27 protein-coding genes and 1 tRNA gene are annotated in these 26,734 nt (G+C 70.3%); 8 read left to right on the plus strand and 20 right to left on the minus strand.

Annotation, left to right across the window (positions count from 1 at the left end; genetic code table 11):
• The first annotated feature begins 24 nt into the window (after nucleotides 1–24).
• The 3 genes from ACFWQC_RS08425 (at nucleotide 25) to ACFWQC_RS08435 (ending at nucleotide 1,807) form a co-directional block, all read left to right on the plus strand.
• Nucleotides 25–243, plus strand: a complete 219-nt coding sequence (locus ACFWQC_RS08425; RefSeq protein WP_355017154.1) for a DUF5703 family protein — start codon at nucleotides 25–27, stop codon at nucleotides 241–243.
• Nucleotides 244–289: 46 nt separating this feature from the next.
• Entirely contained in the window at nucleotides 290–847 is a 558-nt protein-coding gene (locus ACFWQC_RS08430; RefSeq protein WP_378675791.1) for a histidine phosphatase family protein, read from the plus strand.
• 117 nt (nucleotides 848–964) lie between these two features.
• A complete protein-coding gene (locus tag ACFWQC_RS08435; protein ID WP_378675794.1) occupies nucleotides 965–1,807 on the plus strand; it encodes a phosphotransferase family protein in 843 nt (280 codons plus the stop codon).
• A gap of 82 nt (nucleotides 1,808–1,889) precedes the next feature.
• Here ACFWQC_RS08435 and ACFWQC_RS08440 read toward each other — a convergent pair whose 3' ends face one another.
• Nucleotides 1,890–3,218, minus strand: a complete 1,329-nt coding sequence (locus ACFWQC_RS08440; RefSeq protein WP_378675796.1) for a M20/M25/M40 family metallo-hydrolase — start codon at nucleotides 3,216–3,218, stop codon at nucleotides 1,890–1,892.
• A 103-nt stretch (nucleotides 3,219–3,321) separates the two neighbouring features.
• Between ACFWQC_RS08440 and ACFWQC_RS08445 the strand changes: the two genes are divergently transcribed.
• Entirely contained in the window at nucleotides 3,322–4,089 is a 768-nt protein-coding gene (locus tag ACFWQC_RS08445) for a glycerophosphodiester phosphodiesterase (protein ID WP_378675799.1), read from the plus strand.
• Nucleotides 4,090–4,115: 26 nt separating this feature from the next.
• Here ACFWQC_RS08445 and ACFWQC_RS08450 read toward each other — a convergent pair whose 3' ends face one another.
• The gene (locus ACFWQC_RS08450) at nucleotides 4,116–4,400 is read right to left on the minus strand and encodes a hypothetical protein (protein ID WP_378675802.1); all 285 of its coding nucleotides are present in this window, start codon (nucleotides 4,398–4,400) and stop codon (nucleotides 4,116–4,118) included.
• Nucleotides 4,401–4,594: 194 nt separating this feature from the next.
• Here ACFWQC_RS08450 and ACFWQC_RS08455 point away from each other — a divergent pair.
• The 4 genes from ACFWQC_RS08455 (at nucleotide 4,595) to ACFWQC_RS08470 (ending at nucleotide 9,244) form a co-directional block, all read left to right on the plus strand.
• Nucleotides 4,595–4,680, plus strand: a tRNA-Leu gene (locus tag ACFWQC_RS08455).
• A 97-nt stretch (nucleotides 4,681–4,777) separates the two neighbouring features.
• Nucleotides 4,778–5,710, plus strand: a complete 933-nt coding sequence (locus tag ACFWQC_RS08460) for an arginase family protein (protein WP_378675804.1) — start codon at nucleotides 4,778–4,780, stop codon at nucleotides 5,708–5,710.
• Nucleotides 5,711–5,813: 103 nt separating this feature from the next.
• Nucleotides 5,814–7,505 carry an ABC transporter ATP-binding protein gene (locus tag ACFWQC_RS08465; RefSeq protein WP_378675806.1) on the plus strand — a complete coding sequence of 564 codons (1,692 nt, stop codon included), beginning with the start codon at nucleotides 5,814–5,816 and terminating at the stop codon, nucleotides 7,503–7,505.
• On the plus strand, nucleotides 7,502–9,244 hold the full coding sequence (locus tag ACFWQC_RS08470) for an ABC transporter ATP-binding protein (RefSeq protein WP_378675808.1): 1,743 nt from the start codon (nucleotides 7,502–7,504) through the stop codon (nucleotides 9,242–9,244). Before ACFWQC_RS08465 ends, ACFWQC_RS08470 begins: the two co-directional genes overlap by 4 nt.
• Here ACFWQC_RS08470 and ACFWQC_RS08475 read toward each other — a convergent pair.
• The 18 genes from ACFWQC_RS08475 to ACFWQC_RS08560 form a co-directional block, all read right to left on the minus strand.
• On the minus strand, nucleotides 9,241–10,323 hold the full coding sequence (locus tag ACFWQC_RS08475) for a sulfite oxidase (RefSeq protein WP_378675811.1): 1,083 nt from the start codon (nucleotides 10,321–10,323) through the stop codon (nucleotides 9,241–9,243). The genes ACFWQC_RS08470 and ACFWQC_RS08475 overlap by 4 nt on opposite strands.
• A 36-nt stretch (nucleotides 10,324–10,359) precedes the next feature.
• Nucleotides 10,360–11,220 (minus strand): enoyl-CoA hydratase/isomerase family protein, encoded by an 861-nt coding sequence (locus ACFWQC_RS08480; protein ID WP_378675814.1) that lies wholly within the window; start codon nucleotides 11,218–11,220, stop codon nucleotides 10,360–10,362.
• Nucleotides 11,217–12,578, minus strand: coding sequence for a Dyp-type peroxidase (locus ACFWQC_RS08485; protein WP_378675817.1), 1,362 nt, complete (start codon nucleotides 12,576–12,578; stop codon nucleotides 11,217–11,219). The genes ACFWQC_RS08480 and ACFWQC_RS08485 overlap by 4 nt, the downstream gene beginning before the upstream one ends.
• Nucleotide 12,579: 1 nt before the next feature.
• Complete coding sequence (locus ACFWQC_RS08490) at nucleotides 12,580–13,728, minus strand: DUF4331 family protein (RefSeq protein ID WP_378675820.1); 1,149 nt, start codon at nucleotides 13,726–13,728, stop codon at nucleotides 12,580–12,582.
• Between the two features lie 29 nt (nucleotides 13,729–13,757).
• The gene (locus tag ACFWQC_RS08495) at nucleotides 13,758–14,306 is read right to left on the minus strand and encodes a hypothetical protein (protein WP_355017128.1); all 549 of its coding nucleotides are present in this window, start codon (nucleotides 14,304–14,306) and stop codon (nucleotides 13,758–13,760) included.
• A 112-nt stretch (nucleotides 14,307–14,418) separates the two neighbouring features.
• Nucleotides 14,419–16,977 carry a LuxR C-terminal-related transcriptional regulator gene (locus ACFWQC_RS08500; protein WP_378675823.1) on the minus strand — a complete coding sequence of 853 codons (2,559 nt, stop codon included), beginning with the start codon at nucleotides 16,975–16,977 and terminating at the stop codon, nucleotides 14,419–14,421.
• Between the two features lie 224 nt (nucleotides 16,978–17,201).
• Nucleotides 17,202–17,732: a hypothetical protein gene (locus ACFWQC_RS08505; RefSeq protein ID WP_378675824.1), complete on the minus strand. Its 531-nt coding sequence runs from the start codon at nucleotides 17,730–17,732 to the stop codon at nucleotides 17,202–17,204.
• Nucleotides 17,729–17,953, minus strand: a complete 225-nt coding sequence (locus ACFWQC_RS08510; protein ID WP_378675826.1) for a hypothetical protein — start codon at nucleotides 17,951–17,953, stop codon at nucleotides 17,729–17,731. Before ACFWQC_RS08510 ends, ACFWQC_RS08505 begins: the two co-directional genes overlap by 4 nt.
• Entirely contained in the window at nucleotides 17,950–18,222 is a 273-nt protein-coding gene (locus ACFWQC_RS08515; RefSeq protein WP_378675829.1) for a hypothetical protein, read from the minus strand. Before ACFWQC_RS08515 ends, ACFWQC_RS08510 begins: the two co-directional genes overlap by 4 nt.
• Before the next feature lie 119 nt (nucleotides 18,223–18,341).
• A complete protein-coding gene (locus tag ACFWQC_RS08520) occupies nucleotides 18,342–19,112 on the minus strand; it encodes a hypothetical protein (protein WP_378675831.1) in 771 nt (256 codons plus the stop codon).
• Between the two features lie 99 nt (nucleotides 19,113–19,211).
• Nucleotides 19,212–19,589 (minus strand): SHOCT domain-containing protein, encoded by a 378-nt coding sequence (locus tag ACFWQC_RS08525; RefSeq protein WP_378675833.1) that lies wholly within the window; start codon nucleotides 19,587–19,589, stop codon nucleotides 19,212–19,214.
• Between the two features lie 130 nt (nucleotides 19,590–19,719).
• The gene (locus ACFWQC_RS08530) at nucleotides 19,720–20,811 is read right to left on the minus strand and encodes an MSMEG_0565 family glycosyltransferase (RefSeq protein ID WP_378675836.1); all 1,092 of its coding nucleotides are present in this window, start codon (nucleotides 20,809–20,811) and stop codon (nucleotides 19,720–19,722) included.
• Nucleotides 20,808–21,662 carry a carbon-nitrogen hydrolase family protein gene (locus ACFWQC_RS08535; protein WP_378675839.1) on the minus strand — a complete coding sequence of 285 codons (855 nt, stop codon included), beginning with the start codon at nucleotides 21,660–21,662 and terminating at the stop codon, nucleotides 20,808–20,810. Before ACFWQC_RS08535 ends, ACFWQC_RS08530 begins: the two co-directional genes overlap by 4 nt.
• Nucleotides 21,663–21,704: 42 nt before the next feature.
• Nucleotides 21,705–23,024, minus strand: coding sequence for an MSMEG_0569 family flavin-dependent oxidoreductase (locus ACFWQC_RS08540; protein ID WP_378675842.1), 1,320 nt, complete (start codon nucleotides 23,022–23,024; stop codon nucleotides 21,705–21,707).
• On the minus strand, nucleotides 23,021–23,338 hold the full coding sequence (locus tag ACFWQC_RS08545; protein WP_378675845.1) for an MSMEG_0570 family nitrogen starvation response protein: 318 nt from the start codon (nucleotides 23,336–23,338) through the stop codon (nucleotides 23,021–23,023). Before ACFWQC_RS08545 ends, ACFWQC_RS08540 begins: the two co-directional genes overlap by 4 nt.
• On the minus strand, nucleotides 23,331–24,242 hold the full coding sequence (locus tag ACFWQC_RS08550; RefSeq protein WP_378675848.1) for a carbon-nitrogen hydrolase family protein: 912 nt from the start codon (nucleotides 24,240–24,242) through the stop codon (nucleotides 23,331–23,333). The genes ACFWQC_RS08545 and ACFWQC_RS08550 overlap by 8 nt, the downstream gene beginning before the upstream one ends.
• Nucleotides 24,239–25,657 (minus strand): MSMEG_0567/sll0787 family protein, encoded by a 1,419-nt coding sequence (locus ACFWQC_RS08555; RefSeq protein ID WP_378675851.1) that lies wholly within the window; start codon nucleotides 25,655–25,657, stop codon nucleotides 24,239–24,241. The genes ACFWQC_RS08550 and ACFWQC_RS08555 overlap by 4 nt, the downstream gene beginning before the upstream one ends.
• Nucleotides 25,654–26,733, minus strand: a complete 1,080-nt coding sequence (locus tag ACFWQC_RS08560) for an MSMEG_0568 family radical SAM protein (protein WP_378675853.1) — start codon at nucleotides 26,731–26,733, stop codon at nucleotides 25,654–25,656. The genes ACFWQC_RS08555 and ACFWQC_RS08560 overlap by 4 nt, the downstream gene beginning before the upstream one ends.
• Nucleotide 26,734: the final 1 nt, after the last annotated feature.

Here is a 26,734-nt window from a genome sequence, read left to right on the forward strand (position 1 = left end):
GGCAGTCGAGAGAAGGAGACGTGCATGGCTCGAGCCGAACGCCGCCCACCCCGCCCGGGAGTGATGTGGGAGTACGACAAGGTGATCTTCTCGCGTGAGTTCTCCCGCAACATCGTCACCAAGCTCCTCGTCGAGCGCGCCGAGCACGGCGGCTGGGAGCTCGACCGCGTCCGGATCACCGCCGACGGCACCCGCCGGGTGACGCTTCGGCGCAAGATCATCCGGCAGCGGCTGACGGTCTGAGCGCGTCTCCGCGCTCCTCGCGCGTCCAGATAATAGGGTCCTACGGGTGATCCATCTCGTACGCCACGGCGAAGCCGCCGGCGGGGACACTGTCGACCCCGGCCTCTCCGACCTCGGCAGACGCCAGGTCCACGCGCTCGCCAACCGACTCGCGTTCCGTCCTGTCCGGCAGGTCCTGCACGGCCCGAGCCGACGTACGTCCGAGACGGCCGGCATCCTCACCGAGAACCTGGGCGCGGGGCCGGAGCCCTCCGACCTTCTCGCCGACCGCACCCCGGTGCCGTCCCCGGAGCGTCGTGGCGACTACCCGACCCACCGCTGGGAGTGGTTCGAAGACGTACCGGAGGCCGAGCGCGACCTCGACGGCACCGAGCTGACCGCCGCCTGGCACAAGCTCTGGTTCGAGCACCACGACGATGAGATCGTGCTGGTCACCCACGCGTTCGTGGTCGCCTGGTTCGTACGCGAGGTGCTCAACGCCCCGCCGGCGACCTGGATGCGGATCGGCCCGATCAGCAACGCGACCCTCACCAGCATCGGACCCAACCTCGCCGGTGAGCCCGTCGTCGAGACGTTCAACGCCGAGGTCATCCTCCCGATCTGATCTATCTGGGCCGATCTGGGCCGATCTGGATAACCGGCGCCCACAAGGTGCCAACAACATGGACATCACCCCGCGACACGGCAGCTGGGGCCTGTCCAACGCTGGCAGGATCCGCCCGTGATCTCGGCACTCGACACCCTGACCCCCGCCCAGCGCGACCTCCTCGACCAGTGGCTCCCCGGAGCCGAGGTGGTCGCCGACCGCAGCGCACTGCACCGCGCCGGCACCACCGCCCTCGTGCTCTCAGCCGGTGAGGACCGGTTCCTGGTGAAGACCACGACAGAGGGCGTACGCCACATCGACCGTGAGCTCGCGGCCCACCGGAGCTGGCTGGCCCCTTGGACCGACGCCGGCCGCGCGCCGAGCCTCGTCGAGGCCGACCTCGACGCCCGCATCATCGTGCTGACCCACCTCGCCGGCGAGCCGGCGAGCACGTCGGCCGCCATCCACGACCCCGAGATCTACCGCCAGGCGGGCGAGCTGCTGGCGACGTTCCACGGCCAGGCCGGCGTCGAGGACGAGGACTACGAGCCGGAGCTCGACGAGCGCGCCCTCTCCTCGCTGGCCACGGCGGGCCTGGAGGCCGACCTCACCGAGCGTCTCCGCACCGAGATCACCTCGTGGCCGACCCCGACGACGGTGCTCGTCCCCACCCACGGCGACTGGCAGCCGACCAGCTGGGTCCTCGACGCCGGCACCCTGCGCGTGATCGACTCCGGCCGCTTCGGCTTCCGCCCCGCCCTCTACGACCTCTCCCGCCTCTCCGCGCAGGACTTCGCCCGCAACGACACCTTCGAGAAGGCGTTCCTGGAGGGCTACGGCTCCGACCCCCGCGAGCCAGATGCCTGGCACCGCCTCCAGATCCGCGACGCCATCTCGGTCGCCGCCTGGGCCCACCGCACCGGCCACGCCGAGGTCGCTGCCCTGAGCACCGAGACCCTCACCGCCCTAGTCCCCTGAACCGACGCCGAGTCGGCTCGTCCTGACGAGCCGACTCGGCGATGTTTTCGTCAGTTCGGGCCGACTCGGCGCGAACGGCTCCTCAGACCTGGTCGAGGAAGCGGTCCATGACCCGCGCGCCGAACTGGAGCGCGTCGACCGGCACCCGCTCGTCCACGCCGTGGAAGAGCGCGGTGAAGTCGAGCTCCTCGGGCAGCCGCAGGGGCGCGAAGCCGTACGTCCTCATCCCGAGCCGCTTGAAGTGCTTGGCGTCGGTGCCGGCGGACATGAGGTAGGGGGCGACCAGGGCGTCGGGGTCCTCGGCGATCAGCGAGCGCTCCATCGCGGCGACGAGGGCGCCGTCGTAAGGGGTCTCCCAGGGCATCTGGTTCTGGTCGAACTCGATGTCGATCCCCTCACCGCACAGCTTGCGCAGCGTCTCGAAGAAGTCGTCCTCGAAGCCGGGCAGGAAACGGCCGTCGACGTGGGCGGTGGCCTCGGTGGGGATGACGTTGACCTTGTAGCCGGCGTTGGTCATGGTCGGGTTGGTGACGTTGCGCAGGGTGGCGCCGATCATCCGAGCCGCAGGGCCGAACTCCTCGACGAGCCGCTCGGCGTTCTCCGGGGTCGGCTCCTCCCCCGCGATCTCGCCGACCGCGGCGAGCAGCGTCTGCATCGTCGGGGTCAGCTGCACCGGCCACTCGTGGGCGCCGATGCGGGCGATCGCGCCGGAGAGCCTGGTGATCGGGTTGTCGCGGTTGATCATCGAGCCGTGCCCGGCGGTGCCGCGGGCGGTCAGCTTCATCCAGGCCATGCCCTTCTCGGCGGCCTCGATGAGATAGAGGCGGCGTCCCTTCACCGTCGTCGAGAAGCCGCCGACCTCACCGACCGCCTCGGTGCAGTGGGCGAGCAGGTCGGGGTGGTCCTCGACGAGCACGTGGGCGCCCTTCATCCCGCCGGCCTCCTCGTCGGCGGTGAAGGCGAGCGTGATCGGGCGCTCCGGGATCCGCCCGGTGCGCTGGCGCTCACGGACGACCGCGAGCAGCATCGCGTCGAAGTCCTTCATGTCGACAGCGCCCCGGCCCCAGACGCTGAGCCCTTCTCCTGGAACATCCTGGATCTCCCCGGAGAACGGGTCGATCTGCCAGTCCTCCGCGGCAGCGGGGACGACGTCGAGATGACCGTGGAGGAGCAGCCCGTCCTGCCGATCGGTGGTCGAGCCTGTCGAGACCCCGCCCCACTGCGCCACGACCGAGGCTCGCCCGTGCTCGGACTCGTAGATCTCGGAGGAGATGCCGACCTCGTCGAGCTGCGCTGCGACGTACTCGGCCGCCTTCCGCTCCCCCGGGCCCGGGTCGTTTCCGTAGTTGCTGGTGTCGATGCGGATCAGGTCACGGCAGAGGTCGACGACCTCGGTCTCGGCGCTGGTCATACCGCCACCGTATCGACCGGTGACGACAAACAGCCGCCTGACGTCCACCTATGCGATGGCAAAGGATTTCGTTGTGGTCGGATGCGTGGGTTTCCATTGGTGCATGCAGAAGCGTGCCCTCCTCTCCGCTCACCGCGCCGCGGCGCGCCAGTCGGGGCACCGTGACAACTCCTGGGAGTCGCTTCTGGAGGCTGTGCGGATGGAGGTCGACTACGTCGAGTTCGACGTGCACCGCACCCGTGACGGCGAGTTCGTCCTCCACCACGACGGCCACGTCCGCGACCGGATCGGTCGCAGGGTCAAGATCGAGGGCAGGACGTACGCAGCGCTGTCGCGGCTCGCGCCGTACCGCCTGGTGCGCTACCGGGAGGCGCTAGAGCTGCTCGCCACCCACGGCAAGCACGCCCACATCGACCTCAAGTTCGCCTCGCCGTCGAACCACCTCGGGCTCCCGCACGAGGTCGACGCTGCCGAGATCGCCCTCGAGGTGATGGACGAGAGCTTCATCGTGACCACGATGGTCGACGAGTCCGTACGCGTCCTGCGCGACTGGGCCGACCTCCGCGCCCCCGAGACCCTCGTCGGCCTCTCCCTCGGTGGCGTCGACTTCCGCCACCACCCGTTCAAGCTCGTCCATCTCAAGCTCTCGGAGTTCTTCCCCGAGGGCCGCATCCGCCGCTCCCGCTCCAACCTGGTCGTCGTCGAGCAGCGCCTCGCCGACGTCTGGCTGCTGCGCTGGGCCCACCGCCGCAACATCAAGGTCCTCGTCTGGACCGTCGACAACCCCGGCCGTCTGCGCCGTTTCGTGCACGACAAGCGCGTCTGGATGGTCACCAGCAACCACCCCGCCCGCGCCCTCCTCCCGGCCTGAACCTGACAGGTAGGTCGAGCGCAGGCTCAGCGCCGCCGCCGCGACTCCTCGTCGAACCGACGAGCCGCCTCCACCTCGGCAGTGCTCGGACTCGGTCCACCCGCATCTCCCAGCGAGTCCAGACTCCCCGCCTGGGCTCGTTCCTCCTCGGCCTTCGTACGCCCGACCGCACCGACGCCGTCGTAGGGCACCCCGTCACCGTCGAGATCCGTCGCCGCGTCACCACGTCCTTGGCGCACCGCGAGTACTACACCGGCACCGAGCGCCACGACGATGGCGAGGAACCCGATCATCACGATCAGAGAGAGCATGAAACCCACCTCCACCAGTCTCGAGGGCTTGTTTCCCCCGCCTCCAGCGTGCCCCACGCATCCACGTGGGTCCACCTCATAGAGGTGGATCCCGCGCTCACCACGGGTTTCTCTCGTCCCCGGGCAGCACCCCGTGTGGAGGGCTACCCCGATTCGGTGCCGGAGCGCCGTCCTGATAATGTTCTTCCTGTTGCGCGCGGGTGGCGGAATAGGCAGACGCGCTAGCTTGAGGTGCTAGTCCACGTATTAGTGGGTGGGGGTTCAAGTCCCCCCTCGCGCACAGAGAGAAACCCCAGGGAGACCTGGGGTTTCTCGCATTTCACGGGGCCGCACGATCGTCCAGCCGGCTCGCGACTTGGCTCTGACATGCTGAGCACATGGAGAACGCCTCGCTCACCCCCGTCGGCACTCTCTTCGGGGTTCCCGCCCGCCCGGCGGACGCAACCAGCTCGGTCGCCGTCATGGGCGTTCCCTTCGACATGGGCTACCACCCGACCCGGGTCGGCGCGCGCTCGGGCCCGGCCCACGTACGCACCCACTCGGCCCTCGTCGCCGAGCATCTGGACGGCTTCGACGTCGACTTGCTGGGCGATCTCGGCGTCGTTGACACGGGCGACGCGAAGGTGCTGCCAGGCAACGTCGAGCAGAGCTTCGACGCGGTCGAGGCCGGGGTCGCGGCGATCCTCGCTGCCGGCGCGACCCCGCTGACCTTCGGCGGCGACGGCGCCGTGACCCTGCCACAGCTGCGCGCACTCAAGAAGACGCTCGGGCGCGAGTTCGCGGTGCTGCACTTCGACGCCCACACCGACGCCTACGAGGGCATCTACCCCTACGAGTACAACAACGCCAATACGTTCGTGCACGCCGTCCGCGAGGGGCTCATCGATCCGGCAGGGTCTCTGCACGTGGGGATGCGCGACACCGCGTACGACGGGCGGCCCGGCATCGTCGGCGTGGCGACCGGCCTCGGCTACGAGGTGATCACGATGGACCGGATCGTCGAAATGGGCATTCCCGCACTCGTCGCTCGCCTCCAGGAGCGGCTCGTCGGCGTGCCGATCTACCTCTGCTGGGACATGGACGTCTTCGATCCCTCGGTCTCGCCGGGCGTCGTCACGCCGTCCTGGGGCGGCATCACGGTGCGGGAGGGTCTGGCGATCCTGCGCGGCCTGCGCGGGCTCGAGTTCGCAGCCTTCGACATCAACACGGTCAGCCCGCCCCACGACCACCTGGGCATCACGGCGAGCCTCGCCGCGCAGGTGGCGATGGAGTGCCTCTTCCTCCGCCACGCCGCCGCGGCGAGACTCTGATGACCCGCGAGAGCCGCCCGAGGAGCCGGAGCCGAGGCTCCCGTCCAGACAGGCCCAAGTTAGGCTGACCTAACCCAACCGCTTCGGACTTCTGGAGGACCCGGTGTCCACACCCCGTACGCCGGGTGCACTGATGCGGCGGTCGCTGCGTCGTCAGCGGCGCGCCGTGCTCGCCTCGTCGGCCTTGATCACGCTGTGGCAGGTGTGCGAGGCGATGGTCACGGTGCTGATCGGCGTGATGATCGACCGGGCGGTGACGACCGGCGACCTGCGCGAGCTGGTGCTGTGGGCGGTGGCCCTGTGCCTGCACTTCCTGGTGCTGAGCCTGTCGTACCGATTCGGTGCCCGGATCGCCAACCGTGCCGTCCACGTCGAGAGCCATCGGTTGCGCACCGAGGTCTCCGGACATGTGCTCGACCCGCGCGGCGCACGGACGGACCGGCTCTCCGGGGACCTGCTGGCGCTGGCCACCGGCGACGCGGACCTGGTGGGCGAGGTCATCCGGCAAGTGGCGCTGTCGGCCGCCGGCACGATCGGGCTGGTGGTGAGTGGCGTGGTGCTCGCCGTCATCGACCCGTGGCTCGCCCTGATCGTCCTGGTCGGCGTACCCCTCGTCCTCGGCGCCACCCACCTGGTCGCGCCGGGTCTAGCCCACCGCAGTGCGCGACGGCAGGAGGCGCTGGGACGTACGACGGGGATCGCCAGCGACCTGATCCGCGGGATCCGGCCGCTCAAGGGCATCGGCGGCGTGGAGGTCGCGCTGGAGCGCTATCGCCGCGAGAGTCGTACGGCCGCCCACACCAGCGTCGCCGCGGCCGGCTGGGCCGGCCTGCTGACCGGCATCACGTCCGCCGGGAGCGGTGTCTTCCTCGCAGTGATCGCGATCGTCGCTGGTCTGCGGACCCTCTCCGGCGACCTGAGCATCGGCGAGCTGGTGGCGGTCGTCGGACTGGCACAGTTCGTGGCCGAGCCCATGCGGATGCTCAGCGCCCTGGTCGCCCGGGTCGCGCAGTCCCGCGCCTCGGCGGCAAGGATCGTGGGGTTCCTCTCGACGCCCACCCTGGTCAGCGAGGGCGAGCGACGCGCGCACGGCCACGACCTGGAGCTCGACCATGTCGCCGCCGGCCCGGTCGCCGAGCTGTCGCTCGCGGTGCCGCCGGGGCGGCTGATGGCGGTCGTCGCCGACGACCCGGCGGTGCCAGCCACGCTCCTCTCCCTGCTCCACGGGGAGTCGCTGCCCGAGCACGGGATCGTCCGGCTCGGCGGCGAGCCCCTCACCGAGCTCGCGCTCTCCGACGTACGCGACCGGCTGCTCGTCACCGACCACCACGTCGACCTCTTCGAAGGCACCCTGCGGAGCAACGTCGACCCGCTCGACCGCCTCGGCGACGAACAGGTCACGGCCGTTCTTGCAGCCGCATCGGCCACCGAGCTGGTGGCGGTCGCGGCCGACGGCCTGGCCACGCACGTGGCAGTCGACGGGCAGAGCCTCTCCGGTGGCCAACGCCAGCGGCTGGGTCTCGCCCGGGCGCTCGCCGCGGAGACGCCCGTGCTCGTCCTGCACGACCCCACGACGGCGATCGACGCCGTCACCGAGCAGTACGTCGCAGAGGAGCTACGCCGCCTCCGGCACGGCTCCGGCTCCGACCGCGCCACCCTGCTGTTCACCAGCAGCCCGCTGCTCCTGGCTGCCGCGGACGAGGTCGTCTGGATCCGAGCCGGCCGGGTGGAGTCCCGCGGCACCCACGACGAGCTGGCCGCCCACACCGACTACTGCGCGGCGGTGCTGCGATGACCACCCAGAGCCAGAAGCTGACCCAGCTCCCCGTCTCCACACCACGGGAGTCGGCCGGCCTCGCGCGGCGGTTGCTCACCCGCCGTCCGCTCCTGCTGGCGGCATGCCTGGCCGTCTTCGCCCTCGAGGGGCTGGCCGGTCTGGTGGCGCCCTGGATGCTCGGCCGGATGGTCGACCTGGTCGGCGCCGGCTCACCGGAAGCCGACATCATCACCGCCGGCGTCTGGATCCTCGGTGCCGCGCTCGTCGCCGGCGCGGCCGGGGCGGTCTCCATCCACCTGCTCGCCCGGGTGGCCGAACCGGCGCTGGCGGAGCTCCGCGAGGAGGTTCTCGATCGGGCCCTGCACCTGGACACCCAGCGGCTCGAGGAGAGCGGCAGCGGCGACCTGGTGTCCCGGGTCGGCGACGACGTACGTCTCATCGGCGGCTCCATGGCCGACGTCGTCCCGCTCATGCTCAACTCGGTGATCGCGATCGCCTTCACGACCGCCGGCCTCATGGCGCTCGACTGGCGCCTCGGGCTCGCCGGCCTGTTCGCCGCGCCGTTCTACGTGATGGCGCTGCGCTGGTACCTCCCCCGCTCGGGCCCCTACTACCGCCGCGAGCGCGAGGCCAACGGCGTGCGCGCCGAGGCATTCCTGACCGGCGTCCACGGCAACCGGACCCTGCGGGCGTACGGCATCGCCGAGCAGCACCAGGAGAAGGTCCGCGCCGCCTCGTGGACCTCGGCGTCGATCTCGGTCGAGGTGTTCGCCATGTTGATGCGCTTCCTGGGCCGCAACAACCGGGCCGAGCTGATGGGCCTGCTCGCCATCCTCGGCACCGGCTTCTTCCTCGTACGGGCGGATGCCGCCAGCGTCGGTGCCGTCACCGCTGCCGCCCTCTACTTCCACCGGCTCTTCAACCCGATCGGCGCGGTCATCGCTCTCTTCGACGACGTGCAGTCGGTCGGTGCCTCGCTCGTACGCCTCGCCGGCCTCGCCCTCCTCAACCGCCCGGCCCCGGCGAACGCCGGCGAGCCGGACGGTTCCGGCATCGTGGTCACCGGCCTGCATCACGAGTACGTTCCGGGCCGGCCGGCTCTCGACCGGGTCGACCTCACTCTTGCCGACGGGGAGCTGGTCGCGGTGGTCGGAGCCTCCGGTGCGGGCAAGTCGACACTGGGCGCAGCCGTGGCCGGTCAGCTCACCCCGAGCGCCGGCGACGTGGTGGTGGGCGGGCTCCCGGTCCGCGACGGCCGGAGCCAGGCAGCCCTGGTCACCCAGGAGGTGCACACCTTCACCGGCAGCGTCCGCGACAACCTCACGCTGGCCGCACCTGGCGCGAACGATGCGGTGCTGGAGAAGGCGCTGCGCGAGGTCGAGGCCTGGGCCGAGGTGACCGCGCTCCCGGACGGGCTCGAGACCCTCGTCGGAGACGGCGCCCACCAGCTGACCCCCGCGCTCGTCCAGAAGCTCGCCCTGGCGCGCGTTCTCCTCGCCGACCCGGTCGCCGTCGTCCTCGACGAGGCGACCGCCGAGGCGGGCTCGAGCGGCGCGCGCGACCTCGAGCGGGCCGCCCTGGCGGTCACCTCCGGGCGTACGTCGCTGGTGATCGCCCACCGACTCACCCAAGCCGAGTCCGCCGACCGGATCGTCGTCATGGAGCACGGCCGGATCGTCGAGACCGGCACCCACGACGAGCTCGTCGCGGGTGAGGGCCGCTACGCCCAGCTGTGGTCGGCCTGGCGCGGGCTCTAACGCCGGTCGACGTAGATGACTTCGATGGCGTTGTTCCCGTAGCCCAGGCGGTTCCACTGCGGTACGTCGGGCTGCACGTTCCCGGAAGCGTCGGTCGCCCTGGCTCGAAGGGTGTGCCGGCCGACGCCGATCCCGTCCCAGGTGAAGCTCCAGTCCTGCCACCCGAAGTCGCCCGGGACGGCCGGGTCCAACCGAGCCGCCTGCCAGTCGCCCTCTCCCGTGAGGCTGACCTCGACCTTCGTGACCGGGCCGGTGCCTGACCAGGCCTTTCCGCGGACGATGCAGGTCTCCTGGGTGAGGACCGCCCCCGGGGCGGGCTCGGTGATGCGCGCGCGGACCCGCATGAGGGTGACGGGCTCGGGGGGCCGGTCGGGCCATTCATAGATGTAGTGACCGGTCTGGAACTCTCCGGTGTACGGCTCGGTGAGGACGTCGAGGCGTTCGAGCCATTTCACGGACGCGACGGCGTACCAGTGCGGGACGATCAGCCGGAACGGGGCGCCGTGGTCGCGCCCGAGGGGCTGGCCGTTCATCTCGTAGGCGATGAGGATCCCTGAGTCGGGGCCGGTGGCCTGTGACAGTGGCAGCGCGCGGGTGAAGGTGAGGTTGTCCTGGTCGGTCTCGGGGAGGATCGCCTGCAGGTGGTACGGCCCGTGGTCGGCGCCGGTGGCGAGGAGCTCGACCCCGTCGGTCGCGGGCTCGACCTGCGCGAGAACGTCATGGAGCAGCGCTCCGGTCCACCGTGCCGTCGAGACGGCGAAGTCTCCCCAGGGCTCCCCGGTCGGTAGCGGCCTCATCTCCAGGCGGCCGTTGCCGGCGCACTCGAGGGTGACCGTGCGATCGTGCGCGGGCATCGCACGCAGATCGTCGAGCGTCAGGGTCGTGGGCTTGCCGACCGCGCCGCCGATCTCGAGGGTGCCGTCGTGGTCGGGCACCGCGAAGTTGCTGCGTACGTAGTGGAGCTCGGTCGGCGTGACGTCGGCGGCCAGAGCGGCCGGTGGTGCTTCGGCGTTGTACGGCGCTGGGTTGATCATCACCAGGGCGGCGCGGGCTGCCTCGAGCTCATCGGCAACGGTCATGTTGGTTCAGCCTCCTTGGGGCGGATCACGTGTGGGTCAGAAGTCGGAGTCGGCGAAGGTGGGTTCGCGGCCGTCGTTGAAGGCGCCGATGCCCTCGACGCGGTCGGGGTGGACCGCGGAGCGCCAGTGGGCGTCCATCATGATCGCGACGGCCTCCTCGATCGGCTGCCCCTCCCCCAGGTGCACGGCCCGCTTCACCGCCTGGACCGCGGTCGGCGAGTTGGAGGCGATCTTGCCCGCGATCCCCAGTGCCGCTGAGGCGAGGTCATCGGGTTCGTGCAGCTCATTGACCATGCCCAGCCGGTACGCCTCCGCCGCGGGGACCGGATCGCCGGTCATCAGCATCTGCAGCGCCTTGCCGCGCGGCAGCAGGCGAGGCAGCAGCGCCGGCGAGCCGCCCCCGGCCGCCAGGCCGAGCATCGCCTCGGGCTGACCGAACGTCGCGGCGGTCGAGGCGATGATGAAGTCGGTGCTCTGGGCCAGCTCGCAACCGCCGCCGTACGCGATGCCATTGACGGCGGCGAAGATCGGCTTGCGCAGCTGGCGCACGGTGTACAAAGTGCGGTCGAAGGCCTGGCGCTGGCGCAGCCAGTCCTCCTTGGTCATCGCCTTGCGCTGTCGCAGGTCGCTGCCGACCGAGAACGCCCGCTCCCCGGCACCCGTCAGGATGACGACCCGTACGCGGGTTCGCACCGCGATCTCCTCGACGGCCTCGGTCAGCCGAGCGCCCATCTCGGTCGAGATCGCATTGTCGGCGTGCGGGCGGTTGAGCGTGATCCGGGCGACGCTGCCGTCGGACAGGTAGTCGAGGAGGACCGGCGGTTCGGTCTCCTCGACGTCGGGGTCCGGTGGGGCGAAGTCGAGTGCGGCCCAGCGGTCGGTGCTCGAGGTGCTCATCTGCTTCCTCTCTCGGTGGCGGGGTCGTCGGGTTCCAGGTCCGCGAGCCAGCGCAGCGCACTCAGGCTCGGGGCGAAGCAGTACTCGCCGCCGCGGGTGACCACGAACGGCGGCAGGTCCTGGAGCCGTCGCCGGATCGGTCGTTGCGGGATCGTGAACGTGCCGGCCTCGCCGTGCGGACCGACGAGAGGGTCGGCCTCGAGCGGGGCGCCGATGAAGATCCCGTCGTTGAGCCATTGGGTCTTCACGAACTCGAACTGCCGTTTCAGGTGCGCACCGGCGAATACGAACATGATGCCGCGCTCGGCCCCGTCGTCCTCGAGCACGCCGTCGGGCAGTGGCGGGCCGTAGCTGGTGCCGCGCCGGATCATCCGGTGCAGCCGCACGTCGACGCTGCCCTCGTGGTCCAAGGCGTCGCGAGGGTTGGCGCGGCGCGCATGGGCACCGACCGGGCACTTGAAGCCGCGCGGGTCGTCCCCGTAGGCGAAGTCGTTGTTGCGGACCGGGTCGCTCCCGAGCTCCGGGTCGTCGCGTTCCGGCGCGAGCGCGAGCGGGGCGCCGCTCTGCCAGCGGCCGACCATCTTCGCCCCGAGAAGCTCCTCCTCGGCGCGCGACTTCGCCCTCGCCCGCAGATAGGACCGGTACGCCGCCACCTTCGTGTGCAGCTTGCGGAACACGACGTACGTGCCGTTGCGTCCCAGCACCTCAGGGGACGGCATCGCAGCGATCTCGCCCGTCTCGTCGGGGTAGCCGAGAATGATCTCTCCGGCTTTGAGCGGGGGCTCGCGCGGGTCGGTGGCAGGACGGCCGCTTCCTTCGACAGCCGGTTGGCCGATGCCGTCCTTGAAGCCGAACGACGTCCGTCCCGTCGCGAGCTGGTAGCAGTCCTGGCGCCAGATGAGCTCGATCCCGGGCAGCTCGGTATGGGCTCGGCGGGCCCTCTCAGCGACGGCCCGAAGCCGGTCCTCGTCGGGAGCGAGCACCGAGATGGCGACGTGGACGTCGGCGCTGCCCAGAGGCTTTTCCCAATGGTCGGGACCACTCTCACCGACGTCACCCAGGATCTCGGCTCGGGCCGCCATGCCCTGCCGAAACTCTGGGGCGAAGCTGTCGAGGGACGCCTGCGGCACGCCGAGCGCCTTCAGTCCCTGGTAGGTGAACGCGACCGTCAGCGAGGTCTCGCCGGCCCCGCTGGCTTCGCCGTCGGCGGTGAGGAGCCGGTGCAGCCGACGGACCAGCTCGCGGCCGTCCCGGCGATCGCGGATTCTGAGCAGCAGGTAGACACCCACGTACGGCGAGGGGCGCTCGAACAGCGCACCGGACTGGATGTCGTCGAGCTCGAGGGTCACGTCGGCCATGTCAGTGATGCTCCGGAGGTTCAGGTGGATCCGGGTTCGCCGCGACCAGATACGGGAACGTGGCGGTGGCCGGGCGACTGGCGGAGTCGACGCCGTCGCGGATCGTGGGGCCGTGGCCTGCGTTGACGAGCTGGGTGAAGAGCGCGTCCATCACGTCGTCGTTCAGGGCCCGGCCCCCGCAGGTCTGATGCGGCTCGCCACGTCGGGCGGCCAGCTCGATCTCGAGGAAGGTCCCCTGCTCGGCGTACGGGAGGGTGGGGTCGACGACCAGGTAGTCGGCGAGAACGAGGTCGGTGAGCGGGTGGCTCCCGTCCTCCCCGAGAGGCCAGTCCTGCTTGCCGTCGAGGCAGTCCCAGAACGCGAGGTTGGCATCCAGGCGCGCCCGGAATGCCCCGTAGTACGACTCGCCGAGGTGGAAGGCGTCCTCCATGTTGTAGAGGTCGCGGATCTCCAGATCGCGGTTGACCTGGTCGAAGTCCTTCGGCGCCAGCATCATGTTCTTCACCTCGGGCCGCCCGACCCGTTCGATGCGTACGTTGAACTCGCCGCGGGTCAGGGTCTCGGCGACCACACCCACGAGCATCCCGCCTGGCAGGAGACCGGCGTCGATCTCGACCACGATGCTCAGCACGTTCTTGCCGTCCAGGAAGATCGAGCCATCCTCGGTGAACGCGAGCTTCCGCGTCGCGATCGTGGCCAGCGCGGCGCGGGCGTCCATGATGAACGGGTCCCAGCGCACCCCGGCGAAGACGCGTACGCCGCCAGCGGCACCTCCGAGCTCGTCGTTGACGCGGAAGGTGACCGTCTCCCCCGTCGGAGTCACGCAGCTCCCCCGCTGCTCGTGGCCCGGTCGACCGGGTTCCGGGTCCGTCACATGCTCCGGTGAGTCGAAGACGCAGTCGAGGACCACTTCCTCCTCGCCCGGGACGAACACCCCGCTGGTCGAGCCCGCGGCAGGAGCGCTCAGCGGGCGCAGCCGGAAGCGGTAGAGCAACCCCGCCGAGAACAGGTCGGTGGGCTTGGCCATCGGCAGCGTGTTCATCACGAGAACGAGGCGGCCCGGGGAGTCGGGGCTCGGGAACGCGTAGAAGTCGGTGATGTCCGCGATCGGATCGGCCAGGGCACGCGGTCCTGAGATGTGATCAGACACTGCTGGTCCTCGCCCCGCTCGCGCGGGGGCTAGTCGCCAGCCTCGTCGAGCAGCGGCTGCATCGCAGGATGCTCGAGGATCTCGGCGGCCTGCGGGTGGTCGAGGACCTGCTGGAAGGCGCTGTTCACACGCTGCGCCTTGCGGATCTCCTTGACCGTGCCGCCGTAGTTGCGGGCGTACGCCGCGGCGCTCTGCTCGGCTCCCAGGACGAACGAGCGCACCGCCGCCACGTCCGGCAGTCCGTCGTACCCCTCGACGTGGCTGAAGATCAGGTCGAAGAGTGCCAGGGTCGGACCCGAGGTGAAGAAGTCCTCCATGTAGGCGTCCCACGGACCGTCGAAGCTGGTGATGAACGCCAGCCGGGTGTCGTCGTCGAACAGCACGAATCGCGCCTCGTGGATGGTCTGGATCGCCATCCCGTAGTCGCCCGGCCGGTAGCCGGGGGTGTCCTGGAGCGCCTGCAATGCGTTGCGCAGCGAAACCGACTCACCGGGTTTGACCCGGAAGAACAGGCTGAACTCGCTCGTCGGCCCGACACTCAGCCCGGGCTGCGGGGCGCTCACGTCTGGTGCGGTCACGGCTTCCTCCAGATCTCCGGATGGCGGGACTCCAGCCGTCTGACCGTAGAACGATGTCCGCGCCGATGACTTCATCCTCTGTGGATGAACCGAAGCGGCTCGAAGCCACTGCTCACTGCGGTAGGAGCCCCAGCTCGCGCGCACGTCTGACGGCAGCGTTGCGGCGACTGACACCCAGCTTTCGAAGGATGTTGCGCACGTGGGTGCGGATCGTGTTGATGGAGATGTACATGACTCCTGCGATCTCCTCGGTGGTGAGGAGGTTCGCCAGGTGCCCCAAGACCTCCATCTCCTTCTCCGTGAGCTCCTCGAACACGGGCGCGGGAGGGCCCGCCGGGGCCGAAGTCAGCGCGCCCTTCTGGACGGACGACCTCCGTGAAGGCGCCGTCGAGATCTCGAAGAGCCATTCGTGCTCAGCGCTCAGCTGCTTGTCCCGGACGAGCAGCTGGCGCACCACCGAGGGCGCCTCGTGGAAGGGACGTCGCACTCGATCCGGCGAGGCCAGTGTGAGGGCTCGTTGGAGCGCCGCGTGTGCCCGCACCGATGGTCCGTCGTGGAGCCGACGCGCACTCTCCACCAGCCAGCCCGAGACCTGGACCGGCACAGCAGCCCGCTTGGACAGGACCGTGGACATCGCGGCGTCGGCGGCGTCCGGATCACCAAGCTGCAGCTGTGCAAGCCCGACGACGAGGGCAGCCTCTGGCTGATCGTCAAGACACTCGACCTCAGCGATCGCCTCCGGCTCACCAGCGGCGACTCGAACGTGGGCGAGCTCGATGCGTAGCTGCTGACCGAGCCAACCCTTCTCGTCGATGGCTCCGGCGGCCGCCTCCTCGAGCCTGCTGACTGCGCCCAGCCGGTCACCGTGCGCCACCTGGAGGCGCGCCCTGATCAGAGCCAGAAAGGCATGGGGAATCGGATCACGCAACGGCAGGTCCAGTCGCTCGACCGCCTGAACGTGATCGGCAGCCGCGCGCAGGTCGTACCGATCCATCTCCACCCAGCCGCGTGCCACCCGGGCGGCGGCCGACCGGTCTGCTGCGTTGGCACCGATGCGCTCGGCCGCACCGATCGCTCGATCCCCGAGCTTCGCGGCCCTGGAGAGCTTGCCTCGGCAGCAGGCGATGACGGCCTGGTAGCCCAGACACTCCACGAGTACGGCCTCGGATCCGGCGCTCACGGCCGCGGCGACGCCAGACTTGAACATCGCATCTGCCGTCGCCAGCCTTCCCTGGCGCAGGGCCGCGATGCCCTTGCTGAGAAGGACGAGAGAGATCAGCTCGGGGCGGGAGCTCCCCTTCGGGCCGCGGTCCGGCGCCTCCAGTACCTGTTCGGCCGCCGTGGCGAGGGACATCGCTTCGCCCGGGTCCTCCGACGCCCGCGCCCCCACGGCTTCCAGCACCCTGACCGCGACGTTCGTGGCCCAGGGATGAGATCCTGATGGCTCCCCCGGCTCGGTCCGCACCTGAGCCAGTTCGTTCGTGAAACCGGTGGTGTCGCCGGCTCCTAACGCGAGCGTCGCTCTCACGACGGTGGACGCGGGGTCCTCCAGCTCGGACGGGATCGACTGGAGCGATCGGGTCAAGGCGCTCGTGCTGTCGTCGAGCAGCAACTGGCCGACTGCCAGGTCGTCGACCACCTCTGCGGCCGCATCTTCCCAGGCCTCGATCGCCACGAAGTGACCGACGGACTCGGTGACCTGACCCTTGCGGGCGTACCACTCAGCCGCCGTTCGCTGCAGGCGCCTCATCTCATCAGGCGATTCATAGGCGAGCACAGCGCGAAGGAGGTCCCGGAAGAGCGGGTGATAGCGGTAGCACCCAGGACATCCCGATACGGGCTCGATGAGCACGTTGTCCCGGGTCAGAAGGTTCAGCGTACGTTCGGCCGTCGGACCGGCGAGCGCCTCGGCCAGTCCCGGTTGGATCGTGTCGGGAACGCTCGTCGCCAGGAGCAGGGCCCGAACGTCTGGGCTCTGGGCGGCCAGCACTTCGCCCACGAGGTACTCCGCGATGTTCCCGGTGTCGCCGACGATCTCCGCGACGGCGTGATCCGGATCCGGCCGCATCCGAAGGAGCTGTGCGCCGAACCGCAGCCCGGCCGCCCATCCCTTCGTCCGAAGGTTGATCGCGTGCACCGAGTCCGGCGTCAGGGTCAGGCCCGCCCGCAGAGTCAGCTCACCGGCTTCCTCATCGGTGAAGGCCAGGTCCGACATCCGCACCTCGACGACCGTGTCATCGAGCCGGTACCGGTACAGCGGAAGCACCGGATCGGCCCGGGTCGCCATCACCAGCCGGAGACGGTCGCCGGTGTGTCGCAACAGGAAGTCCAGATCTTCGGCAACGTCCGCGGAGAGCAGGTCATATCCGTCCACCACGACCGTCAGCCGGGCCTGGTGGCCGCAGATCGCCTCCGCAACCGTCCGGCGAACCTGGCGGTCTAGCGGGCCCTCATCCCTGCGGACCGTATCGGGTGACACCGCTACGCCCAGGCTCTCCAGGCACGCGAAGAGACCGGGCCAGAACGCGGCATCCATCCCCTCGAAGGTGACCCAGGCTGTGCTGTCCTGCTCCCCGCCTGCCGCGACCCATTCCGCCACCAGGGCCGTTTTCCCGGTTCCAGCCGGCGCACTGACCAGCACGAACGAGCAGCCGTCACTGCGATCGAGCATCTGCAAGAGGCGGGCTCGCGGCACATGTCCCGAGGGAACCGTCGGGATGCCGAACCAGCCATCGCCGGGGTGAGGTCCCATCTCGTCGACGTGCCTCCTAGATCGAACCAAGGCGCACGTGCGCCCAACGGATTGAACAGGGGGAACGTCAGTCCCGAGCGACTCTTTACGCTAGTACGACGTCCTGATGCCGTATATAGCCCGAATGCGCCAGCTCGCGCGGGTCAGTGCAGCAGGACCTTCATCCAGGTCAGACCCAGGCCGAGCAGCCCACACGCCCCGGACGCAACCAAGGACCCGACCCACGAGCGGCCCGTCCGACGGAGCCAGAAAAGCGGGATGAGAACCAGGAGCACGACGCCGGACCACATGGACCAGGCGATGGCACGTCCGTCATCGATCCATCCGATCGCTCCGAGGAGCAGGATGAGCAGCGGCACGAACACACCCTCCACGATTCCGATCTCGTGACGTACGCCCGCGATGAGCACGCTGCGCCACGGCGCAACCTCCGATCCCGATTCGGCCAGGATCGACGCGTAGACGTGCACGGTCCAGATCACGAAGCTGGAGACCACGGCGAAGGCGAAGACTCGGACGGCAGAGTCGTCGAAGTGTGAGGCTCCGGCGATGACGGCGATGATCGAGACGAGGCCGTAGACGGCGCCGGACACCGCGCCGGGCCCGCGACCGAACCGCGTCTCCTGTCCACCGTGCAGCTCGCCGACCTCGCGACTCACATCCTCGCTGTTCATCGGAGCCCGGCCACCCGGATGCTCTCCACCGTCAGCCCCTCCGCATCCAGCATGCCCACGAGGTCGGCCACGCCGAGACCCGCACCGGCAGTGGCTCGAAACGTGGTGCACGGCCGCCGCGCCACGGCATCCGGATGCAGCGCACAACGGAGCACGGGGCCCAGCTCGCCTTCGACGGTCAGCTCGAACACGACCTCGTCGTCGGGCACGGCCTCACTCATGCGTCACCACTGCTCGGCTCCTCGTCCGCCGCCCCGGTGATAAGTCGTCGGACCTCCACGACCTCGAGACCGAAGGTCCGAAGTCTCGCGAGGAACCCGTGGAGCTCGGCTTGGTCCCGACACCGACAGATCAACACGGTTCTCATCTCTCGCGACGAGGTCTCGACGTCGACGAGCTGCACCAGGACCTGCTGCGGGACCAGCCCGGCTACCCGTATCTCAAAGGCCTGGGCATCGGCGGCTACCGACTCCCGCGGGTTCTGATCCATGATCTCAACTCGACTTCCCGCGCACGATGCCTGGCCGCTACAGCTGACTCAATCCTGGTGCGGAAGCAGCGACGAGGCGTCGTCCGTGGCGGATGAGGACCACGGACTCGCCGGTGCGGCTACGTGGCCAGCTCGCTTGCGAAGTACGCGAGCGCTGTTGTGGTCTTGGTCTGCTGGTCGCCCGAGATCTCCAGCCCGCGCTTGACCAGGAACGCCTTGAGCTCGGCGGCGACCTGGAAGGCGTTCACGGGCGCGCATCTGGAGGAGAGCTCGAGGATTCGCGAGCCATCCGGGTAGAGCCACAGCTCGGCGACCAGCCGGCCGGCGTACTCCTCCGGTCTCAGCCTCTGCTTCAAGACGGTGATCGGGCCAAGGCGCACCAGATCATCGAGATCGAGGTCCGAGGGAGCATTGGCCCGGAAGAAGCTCTGCTGCTCCTTCGTGTAGAGCTTGTGGATCGCGCGCGTGCCCGCGGCGACCTCCTTGACGTCGGTACGGCCGAAGGTCGCCTTCATCGAGGCGGAGCAGACGAAGCCTCCTGGCATCGCGTCGACCTCTACGGACAGGTTCTTCGACTTGCGCGCCGCCGAGACCTCTGTCGGATTGACGGGTCGCACCTTCACGACGGAGTCGTCGTTCCGCCCCCGGATCCGGCGCGCGCGGACGACGACCCCGCGTCTGTTGAGTGCGAGCTCAGCGGTGTCGAAGAAGTACACCTGCCGGATCTGGGCATCCAGCGGATCCAGCCCCAGTGCTGTCACCGCCTGAGGTCGTTCGGCGTTCGGCACCGTCATCTTGAGCTCGACGCTGTCGGCCTGCTTGGTCAGCTCGAGCAGCTCACCGAGCTGTTCGGCGGAGAGCAGTCGCGGTGGCTGGGTGCTTGTGGACATGGTCGGTCACGTTTCCACCCCGAGAAGGCCGGGGCATCACCCCGGCCGGACGACTGCCTCCAGGCAGCGCGATCACGAACCCGCAGGCGCGGAGGCCGCTCAGGTGGCCACGGCCTTCGCCTTGAGGGCAGCGAACTCCTCCGGGGTGATCGTCCCGGCATCGAGGAGCTGCTGCGCCTTCGCGATCTCCTCGGCGGGTGAAGAGCCGGCGACCGAGCGGATGTAGTCGTCCTGTGCCGCCCGGACGTGCTGGACCGCCTCGTTCTGGCGCTCCGCCATCCCCTTACCCCGCACGATCAGGTAGATCACGGCGATGAGGAACGGCAGGAAGACGAGACCGATCATCCAGACCGCCTTCATTCCACCGGAGACCGATTTGTCCCGGAAGAGGTCGGTGACGATGTTGAACAGGATCATCAGGTACGCCACGAAGGCGAAGGACACGATGATGAACCAGATGATGTCCCAGAAGCTCATGTGAGAAGTTCTCCTTCATTCAGGATGACGCAGAGAATGCTGGCCGGCACCCGAGGTCAGCTCAGCAACATGGACCCATGGTTGGCCCTCCAGCAGGAGTTCCCTTCACCCGCAACGGGTGATAGCCGGCTCAGCCTCGGACGCGCCGATAGAAGATCTGGTGGGCGCGGGCGGCGCGCACCCAGGTGTACCGTGCCGCGAGGTCGCGCCCGGCGCTCGGATCTGGTGGAGCGTCCAGGATCTTGCCCAGCGCGAGGGAGATCTCTGCCGGCGTCGTGGCGTAGACGACGGCCTCGCCGAAGACCTCGCGCAGCACGGGCAGGTCGCGGGCGACCACGGGTACGCCGGCGGCCAGGGCCTCCAGGGCCGCGAGCCCGAAACCTTCCTTGGTCGACACCATCGCGAGGGCGCCGGCCTCGGCGACCAGCGATGGGAGCTCGTCCTCCTCGAGCACTCCGGTGATGACGACGGGCACGTCCAGCTCGCGGGCCCGGGCGTCGAACGCCGCCCGGTAGTCGCGGTAGTCGAAGAGGGTCTCGCCGCCGCCGAAGACCAGGGTCAGGTCGGAGTGGCGAGGATCGGCGGCGCGCAGCGCGGCGTACGCCTCGAGCAGGTCGAGCGATCCCTTCCGCGGCTCGATCCCACCGAGGGCGAGCACGTAGCGGCCGAGCCGCTCTCGCCAGGCCTCGCGCCCGGCGGCGTCACCGGCTCCGGCCGCGAACCGGGCGGCGTCGACGCCGTTGGGGATGACCGTGGGCGTGTACCCCCATCCGGCCGCGACCTCGTCCGCGACCGACTGCGAGACGCAGATCCGGCCGTACGGATCGACGACGGCCTTCTCGTGGCAGGCGGCGAGCTGCGGGGTGGTGAAATGGTCGAGGTGGTGGATGGTGCGGAGGCAGGGCAGGGCGGCGTTGGCGCTGATGCAGTCCTGGGCGTGCACGATGTCGTAGCGGTCACGCTGCTGCGCGAAGGCGGCTCGCAGCACATCGATGGAACGTACGATCCGCTCCCCCACCGACTCATCGTCGCGGGCCTGGAACGGCACCGCGTGGACCGTGACGGCGGGGTCGACCGGCCGGAAGAACGCGGTGTCGCCGTGACGGCCGAGGGTCCAGACATGGACGTCCTCACCGAGCGCCGCCAGTGCCTCGGCCAGCGCCAGCGTGTGCACGACCCCGCCGCGGGGCCGGGTGGAGTACGTCAGCAGCGCGATCCTCATCGCGAGGTCCCCGGGAACGTATAGGCCGTCGGGGTCAGCTCCTTGAGGTGGTGGAGCACGCGCCGGGACCTGGCGATCTCCGCCTCGACGTCGATCTCCGCGACGGCCAGGCCGCCCTTGGAGGTCGTCCGAGCCAGGATCTCGCCGCCGGGACCGACCACCTTGGCCTGTCCCAGGAACCGCAGCCCGCCCATGACGCCCGTCTGGTTGGACGAGACCCAGACGACCTGGTTCTCGGCGGCCCGGGCCTGGTCGTAGAGGTCGAAGAGCCGCGACTGGCGGTCCTGCGGGAGCCGCGAGGCACGGTCGGTGACCGAGGCCGGCCAGGCCGAGAGGCAGGCGATCACCGATGCGCCATCGAGGGCGAGGGTGCGGGCCGCCTCCGGGAAGGTCTTGTCGTAGTCGATGAGCATCCCGAGCCGCCCGACCGGGGTGTCGAAGGCCGCGAATCCCTCCCCCGCCGCGTAGACCAGCGACTCGCCGGCGGGCTGGTGCACCTTGCGGTGCCGCCCGAGCACGCCGTCACCGCTGAGACAGACGGCGGAGTTGTAGAGCCGCGCCTGGCCGTCGACGACGACCTCCTCGGCATAGCCGAGGCAGACCACCATCTCACCGGCCATCGCGATCATCCGGCCGACCTCGAAGGAGTCCTCGTTCAGCGCCGGCGGCAACGCGTGCGGGTCAGGGTGACGCAGGTCGGAGAGGTAGCCACCGAGGGTCGCGTCGGGCAGCACCAGGAGGCGTACGTCGTTGCGCCGGGCGTCCTCGACGATCCCCTCGAGCTTGGCGACCGCGCGCGGCAGATCGCGGCCGAAGTGGGCCGCGACCGCCCCGATGCGTACCTTCGACATGCTCCTCAACCTATCCGTCCTCGATCGTGGGTGGGCGTTGCCTCAGGCGACGGCTGCAGAGGTGTCCAGCAGGCCGGGTGAGCGGCGCCGGGCCAGGTCGGCGGCGGGCTCGACAGTCCGAAGGACGTTGCCGGTGATGGTGCCGGTGATGTGCTCCGCGTCGGCGGCGATGCCGAGGTAGCGCCCCGAGCCCCAGGTGTGCAGCCAGGGCAGGCCGAGGAAGAAGAGCCCTGGGACCGCGGTGACGCCACGGGTGTGGGTCGGTCGTCCCGTGCCGTCGAAGACACCCACCCGGACCCATCGGTAGTCGGGCCGGTAGCCGATCGCCCAGATCACCGTCGAGACCCCCGCTGCGGCGAGGTCGAGGGCGGTCGGCTCCGACTCCGGCTCCCAGACCGGGCGATAGGGCTCCGCCGGTGGGACGTCGAGATCGCGCGAGGCGATGTGGGCGTCGATGTCGCGGCAGATCGAGCGGTAGACGTCGTCGGCCGAGCCGAGCGCATCCCGCAGCGTCGGCTCGAGCACGAGATCGGTGCCTGTCCCGGAGGCGAGCCGGCCGTAGAGCCGCATGCCCTCGGCCGCGAACTGACGCAGGTCGATGTCGCGGCCGCCGTCGCGGCCGGTGACGTAGTGGTTGGTCTTCTCGCGCGCAGCCAGGCCGCCCGGATAGCTCGTGACCGGGGTGTCGTAGAGGCCCATCTCGGCCAGCCAGGTCATGCAGTCGCGGCCGCGGTGGAAGCGGGCGACCCGGGGCGCGTCGCCGATCGCGAGATGCACCTGGCGTCCCTCCAGGTGCAGGTCCTCGGCGATCTGTGCCCCGGACTGGCCCGAGCCGACCACCAGCACGCCACCCGGGCGCAGGCCCGAGGCGCTCCTGTAGTCGGCCGAGTGCAGTTGGTCGAAGGCGGGGTCGAGCGCGGGCGCCCAGGCCGGGATGACCGGTACGTGGTAGCCGCCGGTGGCGACCACGACGTGCTCGACCTCCCAGGTCTCGGCGCCCTTCGGACCCTCGGCCTCGACCAGGAAACCGCCTCCCGCGCGCTGGGTCAGCGACGTCACCCGGGTGTGCTCGCGCAGCGGCGGGCCGAAGGTCGGCGCATAGCCGGCGAGCCAGGCCACCACCTCGTCGCGGGTCATGAAGCCGTCCGGGTCGGACCCGGCGTACTCGTAGCCGGGAAGGCGGCAGTGCCAGTTGGGCGTGACGAGGGTGAAATTGTCCCAGCGGGTGTCGGCCCACTCGTGGCCGGCGGTGCCCGCCTCGAGGACCACATGGTCCACGCCGTCACGGACGAGGAACCAGCTCGCGGCCAGGCCGGCCTGCCCGCCGCCGACGATCGCAACGGTGGCGCGGTGGGTGATCATCGGGTCTCCTGCGGATTGGGGGTGACGGGAAGGGGCGGATGCATGGCGAGAATGGTGACGCGCTGGTCGGAGGCGTACGCCGCGGCCGACGAACGCAGCTGGTCGGCGGTCGCCATCGCGCTGGTGCAGGCGAAGCCGAACTTCGCCCGCACCCGCTCAGAGGCGGTGGCCAGGGCGGTGAGGCTGCGGCCGAGGAAGTCCTCGACGGCGTACGTCCGGCCCGTCACCAGATGGTCGTGCACCACCAGCGAGGGTGAGTAGCAGTCCTCGACCCTGCCGTCGGGCCAGCGCACCGTGAAGGTCATCTCAGGCATGACCCTCACCCACCGGGGAGAGCGGCTCGGCAGTCGCCAGCATGGAGGGGTACGCCTCGGGCCGGCGGTCACGGAGGTGGAACATCGCCCGGCGCGCCGTCGTCAGAGCGCTGGGCACGTCGAGCTCGGCCACGGCCATGCCGGCCTCGACGCCGGTGGTCGCCAGGATGTCGCCACCCGGGCCGACCACCTTCGCGTTGGCGACGAAGCGAAGCTTGCCGAAGGTCCCGTGCTGGTTGGAGGCCAGCCAGACCACCTGGTTCTCGAGCGCCCGGGCGGCGTCGAAGAGGTTGAACCGTGCCAACCACCGGTCGTCCTCGATCGAGGCGCTGGTGGCGGTGCGTGAGGCCGGCCAGGCGGAGATGCAGGCGATGATCTCGGCGCCGTCGACGGCCAGTGCTCGCGCGCCCTCCGGGAAGGCCTTGTCGTAGCAGATCATGGTGCCGATCCGGCCCATCGGAGTGTCCACGCATCCGAAGCCGTCGCCGGCCGCGTAGTAGAGGTTCTCGCCGAGCGGCTGGTGCACCTTGCGGTGGGCGCCGAGCACGCCGTCGCCGGTGACGACGGCGGCGGTGTTGTAGCGGTCCGCACCGTCGGACTCGCACAGACCCACGACCACGGTCATGTCCGCGGCCAGCTCGGCGACCCGCCGGAGCTCGGGGCCGTCGATGTCCATCACGGGCGGGAGGTCCTCGGGCGTCTCGTCGTGGCTGCCGTCGCGGCCCGCCCCGAGCACGGAGAGGTAGCCGCCGAGGCAGGCCTCGGGCAGGGCGAGCAGACCGACGCCGGCCTGTCGGGCATCCTCGATGAGGCCGCCGATCTGGGCGAGGTTCTGGTCCACGTCCCGGCCGAAGCCGGCGCAGACGGCGGCCACGGCGGTGCCGGGCTGAGTGCTGGTGGTCATGTCGCTGGTCCTAGTCCGGTGACGGTGTGGTCGATGGCGTCGGTGACGGTGCCGTCCGGCCAGCGCAGGCCGACGCCTGTGCCGGGGACGAGCTCGCCGCAGACGGCGGAGGAGACGAAGTCAGGCAGCTCGGGCGGCACCTCGGTGCGGCCGGGCGCCTGCGCGGTGAGCATCGCGAAGCCCGGGAAGCAGGTGAGCCAGTCCGCGGTCGAGGCGGTGGGCGGAGTGGGGACGGCGCCGACGTCGATGATCGCGCGGCAGCCGCTGGCCTCGGCCAGCATCCCGGCGGTGCCGACGGTTCCGGCCATGCTGACGTCCTTGGCCGCAGTCGGCGCCAGCGAGGGCACGACTCCGGACAGCGCCCGCAGCTCGGCCGAGGTGCGGTGCGAGGACGAGTCCCACTGGCGGCCGCGGTAGCCGGGCCGCCACCCTCCGCCCAGGTCCGCGCTCAGCCGGAGGAGATCGCCCGGTGCACCCCCACCGCCCGGGACCGGCCGCTCGGTGCGCCCCAGCGCGGTCACGGAGAGCGCGGCCGGGACGCCGAGCTGGGTGTGCCCGCCAAGGACGGGTACGCCCCACGCCTGCGCCGCCTCGGCCAGGCCGCGCACGATCCGGCGGGCGAAGGAGGCGTCGCGGGCTGCGATGGCGTCGAGCAGTCCGACCGGCGCCGCGCCCATCGCGGAGAGGTCGTTGACGTTGACGAGGACCGCGCACCACCCGGCCCACTCCGGGTCGCGCTCGACCATCGAGGGGAGGATCGCGTCGCAGGCCGCGACCAGGTCGCTGCCCGGGACCGGAGCCCCGTCGTCACCTCGGAAGCCCGGGGTCGACTGCCCCACCAGGGCACCGACCAGATCGCCCAGCGGCGCCTTGGTCACCTCGGACAGCTGCCGGATGCGTCGGACCGGCCACTCCATCACGACATGGGTCATGTCGTGGAGGTGGACCCGCTCGTGCGGGATCCAGCCGAGCCTGCGGAACAGCCCCTCGTTCCGGGACTGGACGGTGGCGTCGAAGCGGAGCGCACCTGCCTGCTCGGCCGCGGCGCAGGCGGCCCGGACGAGCGCCGCACCCACGCCGAGAAGCTGGCGTGCGTCCTGCTTGACCGCCAGCCGACTCCCCCGCCACCAGCCCACATCGCGGCCATCCGGCTGCGCCGGATGGAGACGTACGCCGCCCAGGACCTCGCCGTCGCCCGAGCGGGCGAGCAGGACTATCCTGCGGGGGTCTTCATCGACGTCGTCGAGATCGGAGCCGGCGAAGAGACCCTGCTCGGTGACGAAGACCTCCCGGCGCAGCCGGAGGTACGCCTCCAGGTCGGCCGCGGTCTCCGCCCGGAACACCGTGTAGCCCTCGAGGCTCGGCGAGCGGCGTACGGCACCAGCGAGGATGACGTCGTCGAGTAGCTCGGTCATGCCGACTCCTCGCCACAGGCACCGAGTGCGGAGCAGGCGCCGCACGAGGCGCAACCGGCGGCCTGGTCAGCGCCGGCCATGCCGGCCCGGCGCAGGAGCGCGGCGACCCGGGAGGTCACCCGGTAGACGTCGGCGTGCGGCGGCGCCTCGACGCCGTCGACGTCCTTGGCGAGGGTCCCCTCCAGAGGGCGGTAGGGCACGACGAAGGGATAGACGCCCATCGCGATGAGCTCCTCGCAGCCGGCGACGAGCTCGTCAGGATCCTCGCCGAGACCGACCAGAAGGTAGGTCGAGACCTGGTTCCAGCCGAACACCCTGACCGCCTCGGCCCAAGCTGCCCGGTATTCGCTCATCGGCACCGCGCCCTTGCCCGGCATCCAGCGAAGCCGGGACGACTCGTCGAGCGACTCGACATGGATGCCGATCGAACGGGCACCGGCGTCGTACAGCTCCTGGATCGAGGCGAGGTCACCAGGCGGCTCGCACTGCACCTGGATCGACAGGTCGGGCACGACCTCGCGCACCGCGCGCACGCAGCGCGCCAGGTGGGTAGCCCCGCGGTCACGGCCCCGGGACGTCCCGGTGGTCATCACCATCTGGGTGACCCCGTCGAGCTCGACCGCGGCCTTGGCCACCTCAGCGAGCTGGGCGGGCTGCTTGACCGCGATCGTCGAGCCCTGGCGCAGCGACTCCTCGATCGCGCAGAACCGGCAGCGCTCCTCCACGGCGTAGCGCGCACAGGTCTGCACGACGGTGGTGGCGAGCACGTTGGCCGAGTGCAGGCGAGCGATCTTGTCGTAGCCGACACCGTCGGCGGTCACCAGATCGTAGAAGCGGGGCCGGGCGACGGCTTCGACCCCGAGACCGGTGTCGGCTCCGTCGAGGAGCAGCTTGCCGCCGCGTACGGAATAGGGGCTGCGGGGGTTGAGCGGGATGGCCGCGCCGACCCCGTCCAGGAGGACGTGCCCGTCGTCGCTCGGCCCCGCGCCCGAGCGGCGGGCGACCGGGGCGTCGAGCAGGCGGATCCCCTGGATGGCGACGTCGACGCGGGTGCTGGACGAGATCGGCGAGGTCATG

The organism is Nocardioides sp. NPDC058538 (assembly GCF_042719275.1).
Classification (GTDB): Bacteria; Actinomycetota; Actinomycetes; order Propionibacteriales; family Nocardioidaceae; genus Nocardioides.

Bases quoted from the DNA above. Each gene is read 5' to 3' on its own strand.
- ACFWQC_RS08480 (WP_378675814.1), bottom strand. From the start codon at position 11,220: ATGAGCACCTCGAGCACCGACCGCTGGGCCGCACTCGACTTCGCCCCA.
- ACFWQC_RS08450 (WP_378675802.1), bottom strand. From the start codon at position 4,400: ATGCTCTCTCTGATCGTGATGATCGGGTTCCTCGCCATCGTCGTGGCG.
- ACFWQC_RS08425 (WP_355017154.1), top strand. From the start codon at position 25: ATGGCTCGAGCCGAACGCCGCCCACCCCGCCCGGGAGTGATGTGGGAG.
- ACFWQC_RS08500 (WP_378675823.1), bottom strand. From the start codon at position 16,977: ATGCTCGATCGCAGTGACGGCTGCTCGTTCGTGCTGGTCAGTGCGCCG.
- ACFWQC_RS08550 (WP_378675848.1), bottom strand. From the start codon at position 24,242: ATGACCACCAGCACTCAGCCCGGCACCGCCGTGGCCGCCGTCTGCGCC.
- ACFWQC_RS08505 (WP_378675824.1), bottom strand. From the start codon at position 17,732: ATGAACAGCGAGGATGTGAGTCGCGAGGTCGGCGAGCTGCACGGTGGA.
- ACFWQC_RS08460 (WP_378675804.1), top strand. From the start codon at position 4,778: ATGGAGAACGCCTCGCTCACCCCCGTCGGCACTCTCTTCGGGGTTCCC.
- ACFWQC_RS08475 (WP_378675811.1), bottom strand. From the start codon at position 10,323: ATGACCGTTGCCGATGAGCTCGAGGCAGCCCGCGCCGCCCTGGTGATG.
- ACFWQC_RS08560 (WP_378675853.1), bottom strand. From the start codon at position 26,733: ATGACCTCGCCGATCTCGTCCAGCACCCGCGTCGACGTCGCCATCCAG.
- ACFWQC_RS08520 (WP_378675831.1), bottom strand. From the start codon at position 19,112: ATGTCCACAAGCACCCAGCCACCGCGACTGCTCTCCGCCGAACAGCTC.
- ACFWQC_RS08525 (WP_378675833.1), bottom strand. From the start codon at position 19,589: ATGAGCTTCTGGGACATCATCTGGTTCATCATCGTGTCCTTCGCCTTC.
- ACFWQC_RS08540 (WP_378675842.1), bottom strand. From the start codon at position 23,024: ATGATCACCCACCGCGCCACCGTTGCGATCGTCGGCGGCGGGCAGGCC.
- ACFWQC_RS08535 (WP_378675839.1), bottom strand. From the start codon at position 21,662: ATGTCGAAGGTACGCATCGGGGCGGTCGCGGCCCACTTCGGCCGCGAT.
- ACFWQC_RS08440 (WP_378675796.1), bottom strand. From the start codon at position 3,218: ATGACCAGCGCCGAGACCGAGGTCGTCGACCTCTGCCGTGACCTGATC.
- ACFWQC_RS08530 (WP_378675836.1), bottom strand. From the start codon at position 20,811: ATGAGGATCGCGCTGCTGACGTACTCCACCCGGCCCCGCGGCGGGGTC.
- ACFWQC_RS08510 (WP_378675826.1), bottom strand. From the start codon at position 17,953: ATGAGTGAGGCCGTGCCCGACGACGAGGTCGTGTTCGAGCTGACCGTC.
- ACFWQC_RS08515 (WP_378675829.1), bottom strand. From the start codon at position 18,222: ATGGATCAGAACCCGCGGGAGTCGGTAGCCGCCGATGCCCAGGCCTTT.
- ACFWQC_RS08555 (WP_378675851.1), bottom strand. From the start codon at position 25,657: ATGACCGAGCTACTCGACGACGTCATCCTCGCTGGTGCCGTACGCCGC.
- ACFWQC_RS08445 (WP_378675799.1), top strand. From the start codon at position 3,322: ATGCAGAAGCGTGCCCTCCTCTCCGCTCACCGCGCCGCGGCGCGCCAG.
- ACFWQC_RS08470 (WP_378675808.1), top strand. From the start codon at position 7,502: ATGACCACCCAGAGCCAGAAGCTGACCCAGCTCCCCGTCTCCACACCA.
- ACFWQC_RS08485 (WP_378675817.1), bottom strand. From the start codon at position 12,578: ATGGCCGACGTGACCCTCGAGCTCGACGACATCCAGTCCGGTGCGCTG.
- ACFWQC_RS08545 (WP_378675845.1), bottom strand. From the start codon at position 23,338: ATGCCTGAGATGACCTTCACGGTGCGCTGGCCCGACGGCAGGGTCGAG.